20 protein-coding genes and 3 pseudogenes are annotated in these 22,957 nt (G+C 65.7%); 11 read left to right on the top strand and 12 right to left on the bottom strand.

The genetic code is table 11. The annotated features are described in order from the left end of the window. Nucleotides 1-459: 459 nt before the first annotated feature. Nucleotides 460-618, top strand: a pseudogene (locus tag KXC42_RS27740) (helix-turn-helix domain-containing protein); the annotation flags it as partial. Nucleotides 619-915: 297 nt separating this feature from the next. Next, nucleotides 916-2,229, top strand: a complete 1,314-nt coding sequence (locus KXC42_RS12290) for a lipase family protein (protein ID WP_024102492.1) — start codon at nucleotides 916-918, stop codon at nucleotides 2,227-2,229. A 120-nt stretch (nucleotides 2,230-2,349) separates the two neighbouring features. Here the strand turns inward: KXC42_RS12290 and KXC42_RS12285 are convergent. Continuing rightward, nucleotides 2,350-2,628, bottom strand: a pseudogene (locus KXC42_RS12285) (integrase core domain-containing protein); the annotation flags it as partial. A gap of 139 nt (nucleotides 2,629-2,767) precedes the next feature. Between KXC42_RS12285 and KXC42_RS12280 the strand changes: the two are divergent. Further along, entirely contained in the window at nucleotides 2,768-4,051 is a 1,284-nt protein-coding gene (locus KXC42_RS12280; protein WP_071936707.1) for an IS256 family transposase, read from the top strand. A gap of 35 nt (nucleotides 4,052-4,086) precedes the next feature. On the opposite strand, the gene KXC42_RS12275 is transcribed toward KXC42_RS12280, so the two are convergent. Both KXC42_RS12275 and KXC42_RS12270 read right to left on the bottom strand, forming a co-directional pair. Then, nucleotides 4,087-4,341 (bottom strand): DDE-type integrase/transposase/recombinase, encoded by a 255-nt coding sequence (locus KXC42_RS12275; RefSeq protein ID WP_373922196.1) that lies wholly within the window; start codon nucleotides 4,339-4,341, stop codon nucleotides 4,087-4,089. Between the two features lie 31 nt (nucleotides 4,342-4,372). Next, a complete protein-coding gene (locus KXC42_RS12270) occupies nucleotides 4,373-5,596 on the bottom strand; it encodes an IS110 family transposase (RefSeq protein ID WP_033098206.1) in 1,224 nt (407 codons plus the stop codon). A 1,022-nt stretch (nucleotides 5,597-6,618) separates the two neighbouring features. Between KXC42_RS12270 and KXC42_RS12265 the strand changes: the two genes are divergently transcribed. Continuing rightward, nucleotides 6,619-7,796, top strand: a protein-coding gene (locus tag KXC42_RS12265) for an IS3 family transposase (RefSeq protein ID WP_219129074.1) whose coding sequence is annotated in 2 segments (ribosomal slippage) — nucleotides 6,619-6,903 and nucleotides 6,906-7,796 — 1,176 coding nt in all. Because the reading frame shifts where the segments join, the coding sequence is not laid out codon by codon here. 409 nt (nucleotides 7,797-8,205) lie between these two features. Continuing rightward, nucleotides 8,206-8,637, top strand: coding sequence for a carboxymuconolactone decarboxylase family protein (locus tag KXC42_RS12260; RefSeq protein WP_019289498.1), 432 nt, complete (start codon nucleotides 8,206-8,208; stop codon nucleotides 8,635-8,637). 40 nt (nucleotides 8,638-8,677) lie between these two features. Here the strand turns inward: KXC42_RS12260 and KXC42_RS27230 are convergent, their stop codons facing one another. The 3 genes and pseudogenes from KXC42_RS27230 to KXC42_RS12250 form a co-directional block, all read right to left on the bottom strand. Further along, on the bottom strand, nucleotides 8,678-8,866 hold the full coding sequence (locus KXC42_RS27230) for a LysM peptidoglycan-binding domain-containing protein (RefSeq protein WP_232333355.1): 189 nt from the start codon (nucleotides 8,864-8,866) through the stop codon (nucleotides 8,678-8,680). Between the two features lie 202 nt (nucleotides 8,867-9,068). Then, nucleotides 9,069-9,272: pseudogene (locus KXC42_RS27225) on the bottom strand (LysM peptidoglycan-binding domain-containing protein); the annotation flags it as partial. Nucleotides 9,273-9,885: 613 nt separating this feature from the next. Continuing rightward, nucleotides 9,886-10,608, bottom strand: a complete 723-nt coding sequence (locus KXC42_RS12250; protein ID WP_006552139.1) for an aspartate/glutamate racemase family protein — start codon at nucleotides 10,606-10,608, stop codon at nucleotides 9,886-9,888. A gap of 616 nt (nucleotides 10,609-11,224) precedes the next feature. Here KXC42_RS12250 and KXC42_RS12245 point away from each other — a divergent pair. Next, complete coding sequence (locus KXC42_RS12245) at nucleotides 11,225-12,292, top strand: hypothetical protein (protein ID WP_219130406.1); 1,068 nt, start codon at nucleotides 11,225-11,227, stop codon at nucleotides 12,290-12,292. A gap of 57 nt (nucleotides 12,293-12,349) precedes the next feature. Here KXC42_RS12245 and KXC42_RS12240 read toward each other — a convergent pair whose 3' ends face one another. The 6 genes from KXC42_RS12240 to KXC42_RS27220 all read right to left on the bottom strand — a co-directional run bounded on the left by KXC42_RS12240 (nucleotide 12,350) and on the right by KXC42_RS27220 (nucleotide 18,358). Then, a complete protein-coding gene (locus KXC42_RS12240; RefSeq protein WP_219130405.1) occupies nucleotides 12,350-12,790 on the bottom strand; it encodes a VOC family protein in 441 nt (146 codons plus the stop codon). Between the two features lie 570 nt (nucleotides 12,791-13,360). Further along, nucleotides 13,361-14,257 carry an ABC transporter substrate-binding protein gene (locus KXC42_RS12235; protein WP_257606144.1) on the bottom strand — a complete coding sequence of 299 codons (897 nt, stop codon included), beginning with the start codon at nucleotides 14,255-14,257 and terminating at the stop codon, nucleotides 13,361-13,363. A gap of 146 nt (nucleotides 14,258-14,403) precedes the next feature. Further along, a complete protein-coding gene (locus tag KXC42_RS12230) occupies nucleotides 14,404-15,222 on the bottom strand; it encodes an ABC transporter ATP-binding protein (RefSeq protein WP_219130404.1) in 819 nt (272 codons plus the stop codon). After that, nucleotides 15,219-16,370, bottom strand: a complete 1,152-nt coding sequence (locus KXC42_RS12225) for an iron ABC transporter permease (RefSeq protein WP_231780617.1) — start codon at nucleotides 16,368-16,370, stop codon at nucleotides 15,219-15,221. The genes KXC42_RS12230 and KXC42_RS12225 overlap by 4 nt, the downstream gene beginning before the upstream one ends. Next, nucleotides 16,367-18,115 (bottom strand): prolyl oligopeptidase family serine peptidase, encoded by a 1,749-nt coding sequence (locus tag KXC42_RS12220; protein WP_019289487.1) that lies wholly within the window; start codon nucleotides 18,113-18,115, stop codon nucleotides 16,367-16,369. The genes KXC42_RS12225 and KXC42_RS12220 overlap by 4 nt, the downstream gene beginning before the upstream one ends. Nucleotides 18,116-18,118: 3 nt before the next feature. Beyond that, nucleotides 18,119-18,358 (bottom strand): hypothetical protein, encoded by a 240-nt coding sequence (locus KXC42_RS27220; protein WP_232238088.1) that lies wholly within the window; start codon nucleotides 18,356-18,358, stop codon nucleotides 18,119-18,121. 462 nt (nucleotides 18,359-18,820) lie between these two features. Between KXC42_RS27220 and KXC42_RS27215 the strand changes: the two genes are divergently transcribed. The 5 genes from KXC42_RS27215 (at nucleotide 18,821) to KXC42_RS12200 (ending at nucleotide 22,880) form a co-directional block, all read left to right on the top strand. After that, the gene (locus tag KXC42_RS27215; protein WP_255026517.1) at nucleotides 18,821-18,955 is read left to right on the top strand and encodes a hypothetical protein; all 135 of its coding nucleotides are present in this window, start codon (nucleotides 18,821-18,823) and stop codon (nucleotides 18,953-18,955) included. A gap of 475 nt (nucleotides 18,956-19,430) precedes the next feature. Continuing rightward, a complete protein-coding gene (amiA, locus tag KXC42_RS27210) occupies nucleotides 19,431-19,529 on the top strand; it encodes a streptamidine family RiPP (protein WP_016691944.1) in 99 nt (32 codons plus the stop codon). A 78-nt stretch (nucleotides 19,530-19,607) separates the two neighbouring features. Then, nucleotides 19,608-20,459, top strand: a complete 852-nt coding sequence (locus tag KXC42_RS12210) for a hypothetical protein (protein ID WP_071935001.1) — start codon at nucleotides 19,608-19,610, stop codon at nucleotides 20,457-20,459. Between the two features lie 29 nt (nucleotides 20,460-20,488). Beyond that, nucleotides 20,489-21,439, top strand: a complete 951-nt coding sequence (locus KXC42_RS12205; RefSeq protein WP_219130403.1) for a CocE/NonD family hydrolase — start codon at nucleotides 20,489-20,491, stop codon at nucleotides 21,437-21,439. Nucleotides 21,440-21,455: 16 nt separating this feature from the next. Next, nucleotides 21,456-22,880 carry a YcaO-like family protein gene (locus tag KXC42_RS12200; RefSeq protein ID WP_039587341.1) on the top strand — a complete coding sequence of 475 codons (1,425 nt, stop codon included), beginning with the start codon at nucleotides 21,456-21,458 and terminating at the stop codon, nucleotides 22,878-22,880. Nucleotides 22,881-22,957: the final 77 nt, after the last annotated feature.

Genomic DNA, 22,957 nt, shown 5'->3' with positions numbered 1-22,957 from the left:
GCCGCCATCCTGACCGGGTATCGCTGGAACACGGTGTGCCCCTCACACAGTGCTATACCGTCCTGGCGGTCGCGGCCACCGACGCGCGCGGTGCCCGGGCGATGGGCGCGTTTGCAGGAGTTGCCCGCGAGACAGTGCGGTTATCAAGTGCCGGCCTTGCTCAGCGAGTTCGGTGGCACAATCTTGGTCCCGGGCACGATCGCGGACGCCGAGGAGGGGCTGTGCACGTTCCTGACTCGGGTGCCACTGACCGCGTCGGTGGTCCGGGCCGACCCCCGCGGCGATACCCGCCGTCGCGGAGACCTCGCACGACCTGCTCGATGTGGCTCGCTGGGTTTATGGCAGCCCCGGGCTCTACCCGTTCGAGGATCTGGCCCTGGAATACCAGCTCACCCGGCCGGGCCCGACCCGTGACAGCCTGGCCGCCCTGCTGGACCCGAGCCCGAGCACCCGGAACTCTTGCAGACTCTGCGTGTACACATCAGCACCGATCTCAATCGTCGACTCAGCGCGCGGGCCATGTGCGTCCACGCGAACACCGTGGACTACCGGCTACGCCGGATCGGCACGCTGACCGGGCTGAACTGCACTCGTGCGACCGGGGTGTGGCGCTTGCGTGCGGCCCTGATCGCACGCAACTCTCCACCCCAGTCCTCGATGGCGCAGTGTTCGAACCACAACGCGCTGCGAGCAGCGATAACACTGCCCTCCGGAGTTGAGGCCCCCAGTGCCCGGCCAATGCCGACGTCGAGCCTGCCCCGCGGGTGCAAACGAAACGATCGAATTATGTTGAAAGACAATTTTTTCTCACCACCAGTTCTTGCTAGGTTTGGGGTGTGCATACGGTCGATCGGCCGACTATCCCCTTTGCTGTATCGGTACCCCGACATATGGGCGCGCGAAAGGACCACCAGGATGAGCTCGCCCAGCGTTTCCGATGCTGCGCCCCCGACGCTCACCGACCATCCCGCCGCCCGAGCGACCCGCCCGGAAAACGACGAGTTCTACTGCCCACCCCCCGATCTTGCGGCCCGACCGCCGGGCGCGATCCTGCGCACACGCGTCACCGAGATCGCCTTGTTCGGTGTCATCGCTCAGCGGTTCCCTGCCTGGCAACTGCTCTACCGCACCAGCGATCTGCACGGGACCCCCGAAGTCGCCGTCACCACGGTGCTGCTACCGGCCGACGCCGAGGCCATAGCCCGCCCGCTGGTGTCGTTTCAATGCGCGATCGACGGTGTCGGGTCGAACTGCTTCCCCTCCTACGCCCTACGCCGGGGCGCGCGAGCGCTTGGCGCGATTCCGCAACTGGAACTACCGGTCATCGCCGAAGCCCTGGCCCGAGGCTGGGCGGTCTCGATCCCCGATCACGGAGGCATGGGCGGGCATTTCGGGGTCGCGCGCGAACCCGGCTATCGCGCCCTCGACGCCGCCCGCGCGGCACTGGCCTTCGAACCACTGGGCTTGACACCCACCACCGAGGTCGGCCTGTGGGGCTATTCCGGCGGAGGGCTGGCGACCGCGTGGGCGGCAGAAGTCGCCGCACACTATGCTCCCGACCTCAATATCGTCGGCGCGGTCGCGGGCTCGCCCGTCGGTGATCCCGGGGCCACCTTCGTCCGGCTCAACGGCTCACTGCTGTCCGGGTTCTCCACGGTCTGTGTCGCGGCATTGCAGCGCGCCTACCCAGAACTCGAGCAACTACTGGCCAAGCACGCCAAACCCGAATTCCATACCCTCCTCGCCGACGCCGCCTCACGCACCACATTGGCACTGTTGTCACGATTTGCGGGCAAAAACCTGGACCGCTACAGCGAGTCCAGCTTCGCCGACCTGCTGAACCTGCCCGAGATGCGCGCCATCCTCGACGACATCCGTCCCGGGCTGCACGCGCCCTCGATGCCGGTCCTGGTCATTCAAGGTGTCAACGACGAACTGATCGCCGTCCAGGACGTGGACCGCCACGTCGAGCGATACCGGCGCGCCGGCGCACACGTGCGCTACGTCCGCGATCGTCTGAGTACGCACCTCGCCCTGCTCTACCTCGGCACCCCGATGACGATGGCTTGGCTGGCCGATCGATTCGGGGGTAACCCTCTGCCGCCCAGCACCACCACGACGGTGTGGTCGCTCACCTGGCGCGGATGCGATGTCGCGGCCCACCTACGATTCGCCGCAGTGTTCGTCCGGATGCTGTGCAGCAGGACTATCTCCCAACGTCACAAATAGGAAGGCACACTCCCGGCGGGTTCACGGACTCGTTTTGGTGGGCACGGGCTTCTCACAGCACCAGCATTATCCCGGGATAACGGCTTGCTATGAACCATCCCGGGTTTCATGCACACACTGTCATTTGTGTGCGACCGGTTGATCGGCACGGTGTTCAGCGTAGTACCTGGCTTCGTACTCGGCCGGTGGGATCCGCCCGAGGCGATGCATAAGCCGGCCGGTGTTGTACCAGTGCACCCACGCAAAGGCAGCCTCCTCGACGTCACTGATGGTGCGCAACGGGCCCTCGCGGAACGGGGAATCGTCGGCGATGCACTCGGTCTTGTAGAGCCCGATCGTCGTCTCTGCGAGAGCATCATCGTAGGCATCGGCCACCGAACCTATCGACGGCCGAATCCCTTGCAGGAAGGGTAAGTCCCCTGGGGTGGTGTGAAACCGGGCTCCCGAATCGGGACCGTGTCGGTCCTGAACGTAGAAGGGCCACCGCGTGAAGCTGTGTGGGTAACGACCAAGAAACTCACACGAGAAAGACACCGCGATGGCCCTGGACCAGTCTGCCCTACTCGAGCTCACCGAGTCGCTACGCACCGCCGACGGCGGCGACATCATGCGCACCCTGCTCGCCACGATTCTGCAAGCGTTGGTCGACGCCGAGGCGACCGCCCATATCGGTGCCGGACGCTACGAACGGACCGACACCCGCACCACCAGCAGAAACGGTACCCGCGACAAGACTGTCTCGACCACCAGCGGCGACGTGACGGTGAAGATTCCCAAGCTTCGGCACGGCTCGTTCTTCCCGTCGCTGCTGCACCCACGCCGTCGCATCGACCAGGCCCTGCATGCGGTGATCATGGAGGCCTACGTGCACGGCGTCTCGACCCGCAAAGTCGACGACCTGGTCGTCGCACTGGGTGCCGACACCGGAATCTCCAAGTCCGAGGTATCACGGATCTGCGGGGACCTGGACGACGAGGTCCGCTCGTTCAACACTCGTGAACTCGATGTCCACGCCTACCCGTACGTGTTTCTCGATGCCACCTACTGCAAGGCCCGCGTCGGTGGGGACAACCGCGGCAAGGGCGCGAAGGTCGTGTCCCAAGCGGTGGTCATCGCCACCGGTGTCGCCGCCGACGGCCGGCGGGAGGTCCTCGGCTGCGCGGTCGGCGACAGCGAGACCGAGGTGTTCTGGGCCGAATTCCTGCGGAGCCTGCGCGAACGTGGTCTGCACGGGGTGCAGTTGGTGATCTCCGACCACCACCGCGGTCTGATGAACGCGATCGACAAGGTGTTGGTGGGGGCGGCGTGGCAGCGGTGCCGGGTGCATTTCCTGCGCAACGTCGCCGCCCGGATCCCCAAAGGCCAGTTCGAGATGGTCGCCGCGGCGATACGCACCATCTTCTCCCAGCCCACCGGGATGCTGGTGCGCGACCACGTGGACACCGTCGCCAGCACCTTGGAGTCGCAATTCCCGACGGTGGCAGCGATGCTGATCGAGTGCAAGGAACAGATCACTGCGTTCGCCGACTTCCCCGAGGCGCACTGGAAGAAAATCTGGAGCACCAATCCGATCGAGCGGCTCAATCGGGAAATCAAGCGCAGAACCGACGTAGTCGGGATCTTCCCGAACCCCACCGCACTGTTGCGGCTGGCCACCTGTGTGCTCATCGAAGCACACGAGGAATGGCAGGTCAGTGATCGTCGCTACCTGTCGGAAGAGTCGATGACATTGCTGTCCCCGCCGGCACCGACCGTCCTCGACGCAGTCCGACCCGCCCGTCCCGGAGAGGTGGTGGACGAGCAGACGCCCCTTACGGCATAATCAACACAGCCTCACAGCGCAACGCGCACAACGGTTTACACCACTTCACGGGGCTCAATCTGCAGGAACAGGGTTTCCCCGAACCAAAAAGCCGTATACTGCGAGCCCGCATCTGAGTGGTGAATAGTTCTCTCGCGCAACGGATTGCCGTGCATCGAGTGCAGCATGCAGGCCTGATTCACTGCCCGCTGCACAAACGCGGTCTCCTTCGACGTCGACACCTCCCAACCGACGATCGTGCCGGCGAACGCATCGATCACGAACGCCGTGTACGCGAAGCACGGCACCATCCGCACGTAGACATCCCACGCCGGTCAGCTGTCAAGCGGCGGCCGGATTCGGGCCGTCGTGAGCCTGGGGCCAGGCGGCCCGGTCGTCCCATGCCTCGCCGTGCTGCAGGCACCACCACAGGCGCCCGAGGAGCTTGTTGGCGAGGTTGCGCAGCGCGGCGTTGTGGTGGTCCCCGGCGGCTCGGCGTTTGTCGTAGTGGGCGCGGGCGCCGGCGGACTTGGTAAGCATCGCGAACGCCCACCAGTGGCAGGCGTCGCAGAGCAGCTTGTTGCGGACCTTGCGGGCCTTGACGTAGTGCGAGCGTCCGGAGGCGCGGGTGATCGGCGCCGTGCCTGCGAACGCCCGCAGCCCGGCTGGTGTGACGAATCGGGTTTGGTCGTCGCCGATTTCGGCGAGAACCCGGGCGGCGAGAATTGGCCCGAGTGCCGGGACCGAGCGCAGGATCGGTGCCTGCGGGTGCGTGTCGAAGACGCGGCCCAGTTCCTTCTCGAGGTCGTCGACGGCCCGGTGCATCGAGTCGACGATGCCGAGCAGCCCGGCGACCGCATGGCCGAGGGAGGCCTCGACCTGCGGCGGCTGCCGCAGCGTCGGGGCCCTCAGGTCGGTGAGAATCTGCTCGACCAGGCCGGGGTCGTTGCGGCGGCCGCAGCGGCGCAGCAGGGACTCCAGTCGGTGCCGGGTCAGTTTCTGCCCCGCCTCGGGGGTGGGCGCCGCCGTCAGCACCGTCAGCGCGGCACGGTGCTTCAGGTTCGGGAATGCTTGCAGCGCAGCAGGGTAGAACTTGAGCAGTACCGACCGGAGGCGGCTGATGGTTTGGTGCAGCGCCCAGATCGCCTCCTGATGCTGACGGGCCAGGGCCTTGACCGCCCGCCCGTGTTCGCTCACCGCCGGGAGCACCCGGTGCACGTCCGGGTCGGTGCGCAGGACGTTCGCCAGGACCGCGGCGTCGCCGGGATCGGACTTGCCGCCGGCCTGCCCGTGGCGTTCGCGGTAGCGGGCCACCGCACGCGGGTTGATCGGGTAGATGGTGAACCCGGCCTCGGCGAGGGCGACGACGAGCAGATTCTTGTCGGTCTCGATGGCGACCGGGGTGCCTTCGGGGGTGCCTCCGTGCTCGGCGATCATGCGCAGTAGGTCGTTGAAACCAGTTGCGCCGGTGTCGATTCGTGCTCGTGCGACGATGTGTCCGGTGTCGTCGGCGAGCGCAACGTCGTGGTGGGATTCGGCCCAGTCGATCCCGCAGTTGATCCCCATGTGCGGCCCCTTTCGTTTCGGCGTTCCCTTGCGGAGCTCCAGGTGGTGCGGCGACCTAATGGACAGCGCTCGCGGCGCGGCATCTCACAAGCCGATCACGTTCCCGGGGGCGACTGGCAGGGCCACCACCGTCTACCTTTCAGACCTCTCACGCAGTCCGTGTCGTCAACAGCAGTGGTCACCTTCCAGCAGCTCACTGCTACAGCCTGCGCCCGGATCGGTGAAATCTCAGTGACCACCTGCCTGTCGCTTCCTCGTGTCGGATCGGGGTCCGACCCTCCCATTACGTGAAGTCGGCGACATAGAGCGCGTCGGGCCGCTCGACCCGGAAGTTCCGGTCGACCAGATCCGGTGGCCGCGGCGCCGACGGCTCCGAGATCGTGGTGCGGACCTTGGAGCGAGCGGCGCGGACCCAACTTCGGATTCGGGTGGCCGCGCGTGGCGCGCTGTCGTCGGGTGCTCGACTCCGGCCTGCTTCGACCTCTGGGGTGGTAGGACCGGCCGGCGCAACTGTGTCTTCGACGGTGGTGGCTCCTGGTTGTTCCGACCGCGGCTGCAGAGATTCGAGGCGCTGCGGTGGGGATGGAGCCACCTCTGGTGTCCACGACGGCACAGAAGGCCGCCACCATGAAGGTGGAGTCCACTGCGGCGGCGTCGACGTAGGAGGTCGAGGGGGCGGCCGCGAGAGGGTGAGAGTCGGGGCCCGCGGAATGACGACTTCGCCACCCGTTCCACCGGAACCGCGCTTCGAACCGGATCCATCACCTCCCGACGTCCCTCCTTCGGTACCGGACTCGGTCTCTCCTCGGTCGGGCCCCGAACAGGTCGAACACGCGTCGACTCCGGGCTTCCTCTGTGCTGCTGCGTGCATTGTGGACATCCCACCAACGAGAACCACTGCAAGGCAAAGCGTGAACAAGGCGCTGTATCGGCGTGACGGTGTCATCATGGTGGGGACTGCTGCACGGATAGGTGACATCTGATCTGTGGTGCCGCAAGGCACTGCTGGAAGGATGTGCCCTGTGCCGAAGCCGTATCCCAAAGAGTTCCGTGACGACGTCGTCCGTGTTGCCCGTGGCAGTGAGCCCGGTCAGCAACTGAAGCAGATCGCCGCCGATTTCGGGATCAGCGAGTCCTGCCTGGCGAACTGGATGAAGGCCGCCGACGTCGAGGACGGCGTCAAGCCCGGAACCACCGCCAGTGAGAACGCCGAGCTGCGCGAAGCCCGGAAACGGATCCGGCTGCTCGAACAGGAGAACGAGGTCCTGCGTCGCGCCGCGGCATATCTGTCGCAGGCGAACCTGCCGGGAAAATGATGTACCCGCTCGTCCGTGAGTTGGCCGTTGACGGCATCCCCGTCGCGGTGACGTGCCGGGTCCTCAAAATCGCGCGCCAGCCCTACTACCGGTGGCTCGCCACACCGGTGACCGCTGCCGAACTCGACGAGGCCTACCGGGCCAACGCCCTGTTCGACGCCCACCGCGACGACCCCGAATTCGGGTACCGGTTCCTCGTCGACGAGGCCGCCGACGCCGGCCAGACGATGGCGCAGCGCACCGGGTGGCGGATCTGCTCAGCCAACAAGTGGTGGAGCTCGTTCGGCAAGAAACGCGGCACCAAACACGTCCGTTCCGGGCCGCCGGTCCACGACGACCTCGTCGCCCGCAACTTCACCGCCGATAAGCGGAATCGATTGTGGCTCACAGATATCACCGAGCATCACACCGGTGAGGGCAAGCTCTACCTGTGCGCGATCAAGGACGTGCACTCGAACCGGATCGTCGGCTACTCCATCGACTCGAGAATGGAAGCCCGACTCGCGGTCGACGCCCTCGACTCCGCCGTCCCCCGCCGGGCCGCGGCCGGAGATCAGGTCGCCGGCTGCATCGTCCACAGCGACCGCGGATCGCAATTCCGGTCCAGGAAATTCGTCCACGCTCTCGGCCGGCACGCGATGGTCGGATCGATGGGCCGAGTCGGCGCCTGCGGCGACAACGCCGCCATGGAATCGTTCTTCTCACTGCTGCAGAAGAACGTCCTCGACCGCCAGCCCTGGGCGATCCGGAACGAGCTCCGGATCGCGATCATCACCTGGATCGAACGGACCTACCACCGCCGCCGACACCAAGCCAGGCTCGGCAGATTGACCCCTGTCGAATACGAGACCATCATGACCACACCAGCCACTCAGGCTGCGTGACCGAACCTGTCACCTGATCGTGCAGCAGTCCCGTGCCCTCCGTGCGTGACATCCACTTTCGCGTCGCTTTACGGGCAACTCGCGAGTAGAGCACTACGCGAATCGGCGAACACGGTGGCGCACGCGGTGGCCTGCGGGTCCCCACCGATGTTTCGATCGCTGCCGCACCGCCGTTCGACGCCCTGCTGGTCTGGCACTGCAACCGGTCTCGCTCGTCGACCACGAACCGGCGTGCCGGGTCGCGCGACAGATGGACTACCGGTGGCAGGAATCCCCGGAACTCGACAGACCGGGACCGGCCGACCTCTGGCCGCAATGCAAAAATCCACCCCCACCGGCCCGGACGTGGCTGACAGAATGAAGCAGCCGGTCGTTCCGACCGGTATCGCTCGCCGGAAGGACATTCACGATGGCGCATGTCAACCTCGGTAAGCAGCACCCGGCCGCCTACAAGAGCGTATTGGCCCTGAACGAGGAGGTCGAGGAGGCCGTCGCGCGAGCCGGACTCGATGCGAAGCTGGCCGAACTGGTGAAGGTCCGGACGTCGCAGCTCACCGGATGCGCGTTCTGTCTGCGCATGCACACACGCGACGCGCTCGACAAGGGCGAGACCACCGATCGTCTCGCGGTCCTTGCCGCATGGTGGGAGTCGCAGTACTTCACCGAACATGAGCGGGCCGCGCTCGCCGAAGACGTCACTCACCACATGGAACCCGCTGGTCACGAGTGGGACAACGGATCACTGAGCGACGAGCAGGTCTCCGCGATCACGTGGCTCACGATCGTCATGAACGCGTGGAACCGCATCGCCGTCCGAAGCCACTACCCCGTCGCTCCGTGACCTGCGCCGGACACCACCTCCGACCGGAAGATCTCCCGCGTCAGAAGTCGGTGAGGTCCGGGAAGAACAACACCTGCCCGACGGTGATCTTGTTCGGATCGGCGATGTGATCGGCAGCCGCAACGATCGGGAACATCTCCGCGTTCCCGTAGTGGTGTTGCGCCAAGACCCGCAGGGTATCGCCGGCGACGGCGGTGTGCCGGAGATTGAGTCCCGGACGGATCAGCACGCGTCCGACCTCGACGTGGTCGGGGTCGGCGATGGTTCGGGAACGAAATGATCGGATGCAACTGCGCCTCGCCGTACCAGCGACGTGCCCGTTCCGAGAGCGTCTCCCCTGCGACCACGGTGTGCCCGACGTCCCCGAGTTCGGGAATGAGAAGCGATCGACCTACCCGGACAACGTTCGGATCGCCGATGTGGTTGGCCGCTGCGAGTACCGGAAAGAAAGTCCCGTCATCGTAGAAGTGCTGAGCCAGCCCCGACAGTGTTTCGCCGGACGCGACGGTGTGCCGGCGGGTGATATACGGGATGAGCAGTTCCTGACCCACACTGATCGTGTTCGGGTCGGCGATGCCGTTGGGGACAGCGATGACGGGGAAAAGAGTTGCGTCGCCGTAGAACCTCTGAGCCAGCTTCGACAGGTATCGCCTGCGGCAACTTCGTATTTCGTAACCATGGCCGTGCCCCGGGTGGTGTGGACGTCGGCGATTCGGATCGAGCCGCCGATGACCATGCTGCTCACCATCAGGAGCAGGTACACGCGTAGCGCGCTACCCGAAATCACTACCGAGGAGTCCCTTCGACTACGTCGGTGGCAGCAGTGGTCAGCAGAGAGGAGTGCGGCACCAAACCCGCACGAGTGAGCGCGCTCATCACGATGCTCTCGATGTGTCGCCACCGGCTCGGTCGGTAGGTGCGCTCGGGACGGAACGAACTATCGGTCATGGTCTGCCTTTACGACCGTCGCGCACCCCGGAAAGCGCGCGGAACGTGCTCGAAAAGGTTGGACACCGGCGTCCCACACGCCCCGGGCTCGCTGAGCCGGGGCGGCGTGGCCGACATGTCCGCATGTGGCCGGTCGGGCGGGCGACCCGTCAGTGCCGGCTGGTGGATTCGTCGGTGACGAGGCGGTACAGCACGTACACCGCGAACCACGCGATGAGCACCGACGCGATCACGAGCGCGATCTCGTAGAAGAGGACCATGTGCTCGATGCTACGACCCGCCGTGGCTACCTGCCTGTTATCACCGGAATTGTCCGCCGCGCCAGGTCGGCAGGTCGCGCGTTCCGAGTGCCACCTCGAGGGCCGCCTGTCCGGACAGTCGTGTCGAGTCCAGTACCGGTAACGGCGAGTCGGCCGGGGAGACCAACAGCGGGATCTCGGTGCACACCAGCGCAACCGCGTCGCATCCAGAGTCCGCGAGTCTGCCGATGAGGTCCACGAAGGACGTCCGGGTCTCGTCCCTGAAGACGCCGTGCACCAGTTGGTCGAAGATCGTCGCGTGTACCAGGTCCTGGTCGTCGTCGGTCGGGATGACGGCCTCGATCCCGCGTGCCACCAGTTCGCGAGGATACAGAGGGCCCTGCATGGTGAACCGCGTTCCCAGGATGCCGACGCGTCGGTGCCCGGCACGCTGCGCTGTGTCGGCCACGATGTCGATCAGGTGCAGCCCGGGAATTGCGAGTGGTTCGCCGGGTGCTTCGAGCGCGAGGTGTGCGGTGTTGTCCGGGCACACGAAGAAGTCGCAGCCGGCCCGGGCCAGTCGATCGACGCTGGTCGCCGGCACGGCGCGCACCGCTTCGTAGTCTCCGCGCTCCCACGCGGGCATGCAGCGCTCGAAGGAGATGCAGTCCATCGTCACGTCCGGATGTGCCGGGTGCCCGAGACGGTTGCTGTGCTGACAGACCTCACGCCAGCACAGCGAGGCACCTTCCCAGCTGTGGCCCAGGATTCCGACGTCTTTCACCCCTGCACCCTCTCTGTCCTGCACCTGTGGTCGCTCTCCGTGTGACGAGCGGGAGAGCGACCACGGCGGTGACGGATCAGGATCCGGACGACGATCCGGTCTCGATCAGCTGCGTGATGACGGCGACGAGAACATCCGCGAGGAACGTTGCTGCAGAGCCCATTCGATTACCTCTTCCTTCGGTGTACAGGTACGCGCGCTCGGGCGAGCGCAGACTGCCTAGCGCTGCAATGGCTTTCATTGCATCCGCCGGCTGGGGCAGACAGTAGACAATTCTTGCTCCGCGCACTCGGTGACCGGCGCCACAGCCGAGGGGCGCTCCTCCCTCGGCAACCTTCCCGGCCCCGATCCGAGGGGTGCACAGTTTTCGATCCGCGCGCGTGTCTGATCGTCATAAGTGGGGATTATGACGATCAGTACGCACACTCGATCACGGATGAGATCAAGTTGTTTCTACTGCGCTCTTCGTTACGAAAAGCCACATCGTGTGGTTTTTACCCAGTTCACAGAGTTACATATCGTTTCGTTTTATCACAGTCCCACTGCTTAATTACGTAACTAAATGCGGTACGATACCTGCGACCCGGGATTTCGACGCGCCACGACGAGGACCTCCATGACCGACGCACACTCCCCCACTCCCGAAGCGACCACCGACGAGGAGGACTCGAGCAAACCCCGGGTGGGACGCCCTCGGAAGTACGCCACGGCAGCCGACCGTGTGCGCGCCTATCGCGAACGCGAACGCGCCAAGAAAGAAGCCGCCGGCACGGCCCCGGCGGTCGTCGAGAGCCCGGACGATGCGGTCTCCGCGCTCACGGCCGCCACCACTGCCCTACGCGCCCTCGCAACCAACAGCGTCGAGCAGTACTCGGCGATCGCCGAACGGATCACCACCGCGGTCGACAAGCTCACCGACGCCGAGGCTCTCGAGGCGCAGATGACGCGGTCCGCCGCCGAACTCGCGAAGGTCAAAGCCGACGCCGACGCGAAGATCGTCCGTCTACGCGAACAACTCGCCCAGGCACTCGAGGACCGCGACAACGCCGACGCGGCAGTGGCCGCCGTCGACGCCGAACTCGCCGACGCTCGTACCGCACACACCGAACAGGTGCGCCGACTCGACGAGGCGCATCGCGCCGAGTTGACGCGCCTCAAGGACGAGCACGCCGCAACACTGCAGCGGTGGAAGGACGAGTTCGAGGCCGCGACCGCCGAGCACACAGGGGTAGTCGGCGACCTGCGTGCGACGATCGTTCAGCAGGACGAATCCCTCACCGCGCAGCGACGCGAACTCGACGAGGCAGCAGCCCAGCGTGAGCGCGCGACCGTCGAGGTCACCGACCTGCGAGCCGAGATCGCGCGCCTGCAGACCGCACTCGACCGGGAGGTCTCTACCCGCGAGCGCCTCGACACCGAGCTCACCACCGAGCGCGACCGCACCTCCGAGCTACGGAGCCGACTCGAGGAATCGCGCATCACCGCCGCGACGGCCCAGGCAGCCGAGACCGCGGCACGAGCACGCGGCGACGAACTGCGGGCCGAACTGTCGGCACTGCGCGACGAGATCACCGCCTTGCGCGACGAGACGAAGACGCTTCAGACTGAAAATCTGACGCTGAGAACCGAATCGACCTCTCTCCGCGCCGAACTGGATGCAGTGGGGGCCGCCGGGACGAGCTGAGCCGGTCGCCCGATCATCGAGAGGTTCGATGCCGATCTCCGCCGGCGGGGGCGAGCGTCAACCGAGCTGTTCGAACAACGACACGATGATGCCGTCCGGTCCCCGCACGTACGCCATTCGCACGCTGTTCTCGTATTCACCGATACCCCCGACGAGCCCGTAACCCTGCTCTGCTACAGCGTCGACGGCAACTTGGGGGTCGCCGACCTCGAACGACACATTGCGGATCCCGAGCTCGTTCGGCATCGCCGTCGGCGAACCGGGGAGGTGGTCGGGCGCGATGAAGCGCGAAAGCTCGAGCCGGGTCCCTCCGTCCGGGGGTCGGAGCATCACGATCTCGCAGTGCGTGCCGGGGAGTCCGCAGACGGTCGCAGGAAAGTCGCCCTGCACAGAGCCGGTGCCTTCGACCTCGAAGCCGAGGCCGGCGAAGAACGCCGTCGCAACGTCGAGGTCGGAGACGGTGAGGCCGACATGGTCGAAACGTCGTACGTGTGCCATGGGATCCATCCTTCGATGTTGTCTCGTCCGTTTACTGCTGGGACGGAGCCGGTGCTCGGATCTCGGCATTCCGCGGACTCGGTGGGATATCGGATCGTTCCCCACCACCGCATCGATGAGCTACGACGCGCCCCTCTGATCCGAGCAGCCCTGACAAGCATCAGCAGGCACAGCGCGATGCCCCATCCGATCTCCGACAGCATCACACCCGCACCACCGCCCCGTCATATCACACACCTGCTCATCCACATTCAGAGCAGTAGAGCCCGAATTGTTTCTGTGAGAAGTTCAATTCTTCCACTGCGACAGGGCATTTCGTTGTTACGACGCGCTGGTTATCTCCGCCGGTTCGGTGCATCCAGGCTTACCGGTAGCTACGGTCAAGGCCACGAACTCGGGGTGGATGTCTTCGTCGAAGGTCAAGGCACTCCGCTCGGAGCGACAGACCGGCCGACCCCGCGGCCACCGCTTCGGACTTCGGCGCACCCACCCGCACGGGTGCCGCGCCGCAGACCGGCTCGATCGACTGCGTTCGGTTCCCGAGCAGACTGAACAGTCATGTCAAGGTCCTTACCTCTGACTGTGGAAGGCGTCCGGGTAGAGCCGCTCCGCGATGGTTTCGACCGCCTCGACGTTGCCGATGGTGCCGGGATAGAAGTCGCTCTGTGGGACGCCGATGAGCAGACCGTCCCGAACCGCTGTGACGTTCGGGAATGTGGCGCGCAAGTATTCGAGCACGTGCTGTTCCTGCTTGTCGCTGGTGGTGCCGAACACAATGGCGTCGGGGTTGCGGCTGATGATCTCTTCAGGGTTGATCTCGGCCGAGAAGAAGTCCGCGAACTCCGGGGCGTCCGGGTCGAAGACGTTCTCGCCGCCGGCGGTGCGGATGATGTCGTACTCGATGCCCGCACCGATCGCACCGAGAACGTTCCCCTCGACCCAGACCTGGGCCACGGTCACAGGCTCTTCTCCTCTGATCGACTCTTCGACGGCCTCGAGGCGGTTCTGCGCGCCCTCGGCGAGCGCATCGGCCGCGTCGGCAACTCCGAGGATCTGCCCGAGGTTGGCGATGTCGATGAACAGGTCGGTGACTTGTGCGCTGGAGCGACGGTCCGCGCATCCGCCGGTGGCAACGTAGGCCTGGGCGCCGTTTTCGGAGAGTTGTTCGATGCTGGCGTAGCCCTGCTCGGCGGTGAACTCGTACTCGGTGGGCGAGACCACCAGATCCGGTGAGACCGTCAGGAGGTCCTCACGAGCCGGAGGCGTGTCCGTGCTGAGCACAGGGACGTCGGCAGCACGACCGGCGACGTCGTCAGGGAGTTCTGAGGTGCTGACCTGGGCCTGGCCGACGAGCGTGTCCTGGGCTCCGAGGCGCAGCAGCAGATCGGTCTGGGACGGCATCATGCCGACGACCCGAGTGGGCGGTTGCTCGAAGGTGAGCTCGCGCCCGCAGTTGCTGAACGTCACCGTCTCGCGCGTGCCTTCGGAAATGCCACTGCCGGTGGATGTCACGCTCGTGCCGCAGGCAGTGAGCAGAAGTGATGCGAGGACGAGAAGACCGACACCAGCGGTCAGGCCTTTACTCGCTGGTCTCGGGTTGCTGGAAAGAGAGTTCATCGGATGGGGATTTCCTTTCTCAGGGTGATACCGGCTTCATCGGCGGTGCGTACGCGCTCGTCGAAGACGAAGTGCCGTTGTCCGGTACGCGGGTGGACGACCGAGGTGGACTCGACATGGAAGACCGAACGGATGAGGTCGACGTCGAGCACTTCGTCGGGGGCTCCGTAGGCGATGAGCCCTCCGTCTGCGAGCACACCGATCGCGTCGCAGTTGCGAGCCGCGAGGTTGAGGTCGTAGAGGGCGACAAGTACTGTGCGCTCGGTCGTGCGCACAAGGTCGAGCAGCTCGAGCTGATGGGCAATATCGAGGTGATTCGTCGGCTCGTCGAGAATGAGCACCGGCGTGTCCTGTGTGAGCGCCCGGGCAAACAGCACGCGCTGCCGCTCACCGCCGGACAGCTCCGAGAACGCTCGAGATGCGAGGTGACCGGCGCCGACCTGGGCAAGCGCGCCCAGCGCGAGCGCGATGTCCGAGTCCGAGTCACGTCCGAAGCCCGCCCCGTGCGGGATGCGTCCGAGGAGTACAAGATCGAGGACGGGGATCTCGAATTCTTCGCTGTGCCCCTGCGTCATCACCGCCACCCTCTGCGCGAGCTGGCGGCGGGTGAGGGCGGCCAGCGAGGCATTGTCGTAGCGCACCGTCCCTGCTGATGGGATGTCGATTCCGGAGAGGGCGCGCAGCAGAGTCGATTTCCCGCTGCCGTTCGGCCCGAGCAGGCCCAGAACCGTGCCGGAAGGGACCTCGAAGCTGATGTCGCGGAGGATGTCCCGGTCTCCTCGGCGCGCGCCCAGTTGGTCGACGGTGACTCTCATCGGCTCATACCCAGCCGGTCGGCGCGGTCGCGGCGCAACAACCACAGGAAGAACGGGGCGCCGACCAGTGCGGTGAGCACTCCGAGAGGGACCTCCGCAGGTGCGGCCAGCGTGCGTGCCAGCAGGTCGCAGGTCGTGAGGAACACCGCTCCCCCCAGGACTGCGACCGGCAGCATCTTGCGGTGATCGGAGCCGACGATGATGCGGGCCACGTGCGGCACGACCAGGCCCACGAACCCGATGCCGCCGGAGACTGCCACCACCGCGCCGGTCAGAAGCGCGGCGGCGATGAGGACCGTGGCGCGCAACCCGTTGACGTTGATGCCGAGTGAGGTGGCCGCGTCGTCGCCGACGAGCAACGCGTTGAGCGCACGCGCACGGGTCGCGGCGAAGATCGCAACCGCGATCAACGCGATCACCGGGAGGAGCAACTGTGGCATCGTCGCCGCCGAGACGGAGCCGAGCAGAAAAAACATGATGCTGTACACGTTCTGTGCATCGGTTGAGATCGTCAGGTAGCTGGTGACTGCGCTGAACAACGATCCGAGAGCAACCCCTGCCAAGATCAGCCGTTGTGGAGCGATTCGACCGCCCTTGCACGCCAGGAGGTACACCGCACCCGTCGCGATCCCCGCCCCGATGAACGCTGATGCCCCGATACCGAGCGAACCGATCCCGATGCCGAGCACGATGTACGACACGGCCCCGACGCCGGCACCCGCCGAGACTCCGAGGATGTACGGCTCGGCGAGCGCATTGTGCGCCACGGCCTGGATGAGCGCTCCCGCCAGCGCGAGCGACGCACCGGTCAATGCCGCGAGAACGGCACGCGGAAGCCGGAACTGCCACACTGCGTTGTCCTGCATCGTCGTCAGCGAGCCGTCCGTCATCCACGGCATACCCGGCACCAGATGTCCGACAAGGATCTTCACGGCGTCCATCGCAGGTACCGCGATCGTCCCCACGCTCACGGACAACACGAGCATCACCACTAGGAGCACCGACAACGACGGCACCAGGATCCGCACCGCCAGCGCGCCCCTTCGGCGGGGGACGTGCGCGGCAGCGGCTGTGTCATGACCGGCCGCAGCTGAGAGGGAAACGGGCGGCTGCGGCGTTGCCGCAGCCGTCGAAATATCCGGTGTCATGCGTGTCGTCCTTCGGAAGAGCGGGTGCGTCGGGTGGTGTGTGCAGCGAAGCTGAGAAGCACCGAACCCATCGAGTGCAGACTGTCGAGATGATTGGAGCCGTGACCGGCGTGCGGTGCTTCCCACACGAGTGCTTCTGCTCCCGCTTCTCGGAGAACTGAGGCCAACGCATAGCTGTCATCGGGATTCACGCGCGAGTCCTCGGCGAGCACGATCCCGAGGAATCGCGGCAGCCTGTGCTCCGGGTCGATCATCTTCGCGCGGTGCAGCGGTGATATCGCACGAAGTTCCTGCGTGCCTTCGGGACTGCTCGTATCACCGAACTCGTCGAGCCAGATTCGGCCGAGCGGGTGCTTCTCGAGGGAGAGCAGATCCAAAGGTGCTGCCGTGGTGGCGAAGCCCGTGCATATTCCGCGATGGTCGAGAGCGCAACTCGCCACCACGGTTCCGCCGTGAGAAGCACCGGCGAGCACGAGCAATTCGGGGTTCGTCAAGTCTGCGCCGGCCAGACCACGAGCAGCGTCGGCAAGGTCATCGATCCCTCGCCGCTTCCCGGCGCCGTAACCGGCCCGACGCCACTGCTCACCGTGCTCCCCACCGCCACGGATGTGTGCTGTCGCGTATCTGCCCCCGGACTCCACCCACGCGGGAATCGTCGGTTCGAAGACGGGAAGGTCAGGGACTCCGAAGCCGCCGTAACACGTCAAAATGGTCGGGGCCGGGCCGGTGAGCCCTTTCGGAGAGGTGACGACGACCGTCAAAGTCTCCCCATCATCTGCCGCGAACTCGTGCCGCACAGTCTCGAAGTCTCCGGCGACCGTCGCCGCGCCACCGCCGCGGGTGCGCTCGTCGACGGTTACCACGTGCGGAGGCACTGCCGGTGCTTCGATTACGACATACGTTCTGCCGCCGTCGGCGCCCAGATCCGTGATCGATGCGACCGACCCGCCGCTATTCACGGGCCATTCGTCGATCACGGTTCCGTGTGCGAGTCGCAGTAGCACGCTGGCGCCGGCGCGAACCGCGCTCGCATGAACCGTGTCCCCGGTGACGGTGACGGCGGTCAGCCGCACCGCAGGGTCCATCCATCGCCATCGTTCCACCCCCGAATGCGCGTCGAGCACGTGCAATGCATTGCCCCCATACACGAGGACGTCGCCGTCGTTGATTCCGAATACACCCGTGATCGATGGGAAGGAACCGAGACGCGCACTGTTGTCGAGGCGGATCAATCGGGTCGGGCTCGCTGGTCGACTCTCGGCGAGAAGCATGTGGATGCCGGCAGAGAAGAGTCTGCATCGTGCATCACCGGCGACCGGTTCGACGGTGACTTCGTCGTGGACGACATCGACCTGCACGAGCCGTTGAGGGGAACGAGCAACCACTGCCAGCGACCGGGCGTCCGGAGTCCATTGCATCGGTTCGTAGCGGCAATGGATGTCGTTGTAGTGGCGGAGATTTCCGGAGGTGGTATCGAGCACGGCGAGAACCCCGTCTTCGTCTGCCCGCTCCGCGAGCTGAAGGGCGATGCGGCGGCCGTCAGGCGCCGGCGACATCGCCAGGATGTGCGCGTCCGGTTCGAAGATCGGTTGCTCCGATCCGGCGACGTAGATTCCGCGTGTGCGTCTGCCGGGCAAGCGGCTGAGTACGAACCCCGTGTCAGGTGTGCCGGGGCGGCCGTACTGTTCCCAACGTGCGAGCGCGGCATCGAGAGCATCGTTGATCGGGAAAGAGGATGAGGTCACGACTCAGCGGCCCATTCCGTCGTGAGGGCCTCCCGGCCAGAACAGCAAGCCCCCCTCGTCCACGGGGGTGGGAACAGTGACGGTCTCGAACGATCGGTCGGCGATCAGGTGGAGTTCGCCGTCCCCGCCGCGTGTGACGGCAACAGTGTCACCGGCGGGGGCAAGGGCGACGGCCCTGCGTTGCGCCGGTGCGTCACCGACCGGATCCCAGGGCAGGCGTCCCGGTGTCGGAGGGGCACTCATGTCGGGCAGTGACAGCTGCCGGTGAATGCGTAGCTGCGGTCTCTGCCGTTCGAAGATCGTAAGTTGGTCGCCGTCCGGATGGATCGTTGCGACTGCAGCGCGGGTGCGTGCCAGCGCGAAGCGAAAGGCAAGTCCCGGGGGCAGTGATGCGTGAGCGGTTCGGCCGGTGGTGAGATCGATCTCGACGAGGTGGTTCGTCCATTCCGCCCATGCAGTCGGGTTCGCCGGGCCCCCGCGCACAACACCTAGGGCTTTTCCTGCGTCGGAGTCCATGCGCAGGTAGAACGCACGACCGGGTACCGGCCACGGTACGATCCCCAGTGGCACAGGAACGCCCGCTTCCACCGCGAAGCGCTCGAGACCTCGGCTCGTCGCGGTGGCGAAGATTCCGGTCCGCGCATCTGCGACATCGCCATGCCCGTCGTCCGCGACCTCGGTCATCGCTCCGCGCAGGACGGGAACGTGGGGACCGACCCTGAGCGCTGCCGCGAGCGCGAGCGCCTCAATCGCCCCTGGCGAGCGATGCCGGAGGACGATGAACGGTTCACCGGTCGCTCGATCGCGGACGAGGCCCGCGCCGGGTTCGCCGATGCGTGAGCGGAACCGCCTGGATGTATTCGTATCGAGGTCGACGACTGTCACGACGTCACTCCACGGCTCGGAATTGGCACCGAAGCCTGTAGTTGCCACTACGTATCGTCCGCTCGGGTCACTTGCGATGTGTTCCACAGGCGTTGCGACCGGAACCGTCGCTGCGACGCCCTGTCGCACCACAATGAGTTCGCCGCGCAGATCATCGGCGAAGGCGTGCCCTCCCGATGTTCCCCCCAGGGAAAGAACCCCTGCGTGCTCCGCTGCGTGCCCGCGCCCGGGCCCGTGGAGCGTCGCTGTCGTATCGCTGATGCCGTACACGCGATCGGCGCGGTAATCGACGAGCACGAGCTGCGAAGGTCTCATGCGTCCACATGCTATTGATTCTGACAATCGTTTTCAATTATGCTCCGGTCGTTCGCCTCGCGGACACGGCCACCCCATCCGGTGCGGCCGACAGAACACACGAAGGAGAAGTCCCATGGACAAGCAGATCCTCGCCGAGATCGAAGAGACCGAGCAGCTGGCCCACCTGTCGGCCACGCACTCGAACGCACTCGTCGAGAACCCGTTCGACTGACCTTCGCAGCACACACTGCACACGCCCGGTCGAGCAGCCACCGGGGCTGCTCGACCGGGCTCGTTCGAAAGGCTGCCGATGTCCTCCAATTCTTCCGTTGTTGCGCTCCCTGGCGCTCCAGGCCATCTGATCGCCTCCAGGGACAACACAGTCACGCTCCGCACCACCGCGGGCACGCTCCTGCAGGTCCAGAACCCGCCGACCGATCTTCTTCCCGCACTGCAAGATCCGGCGTCAGCGACCAAGACTGCCTGCACCTACGTGCAGCGCCTGAACGAGGAAGTCGCCGAACGCGACACCGCCGACATGCAGGCACGCTGGCCCGAAGCGCGACGTGCAGTCATCCTTACCGGAACGGGACCGATCGCCGACGACACCGCCGACGCGCTCCGCACGTGGGGAGCCACACCGTCGCGTTTCGCCACCACCCAAGAACTCTCGAGAGATCCGATTCTCCGCGACGAAACCTGCGCCGACGATCCGAGCCTGGTGATCTCATACGCGGACTCGCCGAACGAGCGCCAACATTGGGGCCTGCTGGACGCACAACGTCGCCCGTCCGTCGCCTGGCTCCGCACATACCGAGAAGGCGACGTGTGTTTCGTGGACCCATTGACACTCGCTGCGGGCGACGCAACGGCCGACCACGTGCTACGGCGACGTATCGCCGCCAGCCTCACACCCACTGCGATGACCGAGTGGATCCACAACGCACCCGGTGCCACCACGGTGCCCGACACCTACGCCCGCGCCATGACAGTGAGCAAAGTCCTCACCGTCGCGCTTGCATGGGCGCAACAAGCGCCGACGCTGACACACCACCGCCACACACTCTGGAAACTCGTCCCCGCCACAGGCAGGACGACCGAACATCCGATCCTCGGATACGAACCGCCATACCTCCCCGACCAACCGCAGGCCACGGCATGACCCCGCCACCACTCCCCCGGTTACACACCATGACGACCTCGGACGACATCCGCCTCGGCGGCCTGTTGTGGGAGATCGACGACGCCGCCGGGATCGTCCTGCTCCGCACCCCGTACGACGCCCGGCGTCACACCGAGACCGGCCGATCCTGGGCAGGCCGCGGATACCACTGCCTGATCCAGGACGTACGCGGACGGTATCTTTCGTCCGGCGAATGGGATCCATATCAGCATGAGACCATCGACGGCGCCGAGGTCATCGCGCAGCTCCGCGCGCACTTCCCGGGTCTACCGCTCATCGCATTCGGGGCCTCGTACGCTGCACATGCAGCACTCGAAGGCGCGTACGGCGCGATGCGGCACGAGCACTCAGCCCCCGACGGGATCATCGTGCTGGTGCCGGCACTGGGATTGGCAGAGACGGCATGGAATCCCGACGGTGCCCCTCAGATCGAACATCGCATCGCGTGGTGGCACGAGCACGGCATCGGCCCACGATCGCGGAAGCCGCTGCCCCCTGACGAGCTCGCCACCCGCGTTCGCCGAACCGAACAAATCGGCGTGATCTCAGCCGCCCGCGAATGGTCCTGGCCGGCAGCCGTGTTCGAGCGCTGGGAACGTCTCTGGACTGCGACGCACCTCAGCGTGCGCACCCGCTACGCAGAACTGACCTCACCATTGCTCGTCGTCACCGGAGCACACGACTTCTTCGACGCCGATGCCCGCCGCCTGGCCGCTTCCTGGCCGAGCGACAGTCATCTCGTGACCGGCCCGTGGGGGCATCGTCTCGCCGCAGACCTCACTGACCCCCACACGCGCGAACAACTCGACAACAGCGGAGGCATCGGGGGCATCATCGACGGCTGGCTCCGCACCCACACACCCTTCGCTGCACGGCTCGGCCGGCTCGAGCCCGCTCGTTACGTTTCTGCTTTCGATCCGGACAGCGGCAGCTGGCAGCAGAGCAGAACGGCAGCATGAGCAGAAAGGACCGCCCATGAACCCCCGAGACAGCGGCAAGAATTCACACAGCAGCGACCTCACCGTCCACGAGCTCCCTACACTGCCGGTCGAGTCACTGGTCGACGCAGAGTGCGGTGTCATCCGATCCGTACGCGCCGTTCCACACCCCGACGGCGCCCCCACCGCCTACCTGGGACTGACCGCGTCGGTAGCGGATGCTCGCCAGCTCGGGGAATGGCCCGCCGATCGCGTCTCGCTCGGCACGTCATTCGACGACCCGGACATTGCGCGGATCGCCGCGATCGCCGAGGGCGTCGAACGGTACTGCGGCAACTGGCTTCCCGCCGAGCTCCCTACCGAACAGTTCAGAATCGCTACATACGCAGACCTGCTGTCCGACGACAACGCCCCACTTCCACTCGACGACCTCCCCACATTTGCGTCGTGGCAGTACCAGCGATCGCGATTTCCCTACGCACCGTTGACGGAAACCACTCCCACGCTGTGGACCCGGTGTCAACGCACGGACGGTGAACACGCCTGGATCCCGGCGTCATTGATCTACCTGAACTGGCGGCAGTCGAGATTCCGACACCTGCCGCGAACGCATCACCTGAACTATGCAGGGATCGCTACCGGTCAAGGCGCCGACGATGCCCGGGACCGAGGTGTTCTCGAAGTCATCGAACGCGACGCACTGGAAGTCTGGTGGCACCTCGACGGGCCGACATACGGCATCGACCCGGACAGTGTTCCTGGCCTGCGTGACGATCTCACCGGGGGCAACTTCGAGGTGTCACTCGTCGCCATGCCTTCCGAGTTCGCTCCCGCTGTCGCCGCTCTCCTCCGCGACACGAAACGAGGGATCTACGCCGCCGGGTTCTCCGCTGCACTCGATCCGGACCGGGCCGCACGCAAGGCCGTCCTCGAAGCCGTGCATACCTGGGTCTACACCCAAGGTTGCACCACAGCCGACGGCTGGGTGTTCCGTGCAGTCGAACAGGGGCTCATGGCTCGCGGCCTCTACCTGGACTTCCGCAGCGACGCGCGCTACCTCGACGATGTCGGGGAACAGTTCGAGCATGTCGTCGACCTCGGCGCTCACGTACAGGTCTGGCTCGATCCGAGGGCCCGCCGCCACGCTCGACGCTTCACAGCCCCCGCACTCGGGATTCGGGCCATCGACGAAATGCCGACGGCCACGATGGCGGATATCTACGAACGGCTCGCCTCGCACGGGCATCAGATCTTCACGCGAGACGTGACCACCGCTGACATCCGGCGTACACCTCTACGCGTCGTTCGTACCTTCATCACCGGTCTCGTCCCGAACGCCCCGGCCGCATTCGCCTACTTCGGCATTCCCAGATTCCGAGCAGCCGCGCAGAATCGCGGCTGGCGCTCGACCTGGGAAGACAACGTCAACGACTTCTCACTCCTACCCCCTCCGCACATGTAGGCCCGCGATGACCACCTCGAATCGACCAGCGCACCCATCCGCACCGAACGAACCCGGTAGCAGCATCGGCCTCCCGC

This window comes from Rhodococcus sp. LW-XY12 (assembly GCF_019317345.1).
Lineage (GTDB): Bacteria > Actinomycetota > Actinomycetes > Mycobacteriales > Mycobacteriaceae > Rhodococcus > Rhodococcus pyridinivorans.
Note: the sequence above shows the minus strand (reverse complement) of the source record. Positions and strands in the feature narration are given on the sequence as shown.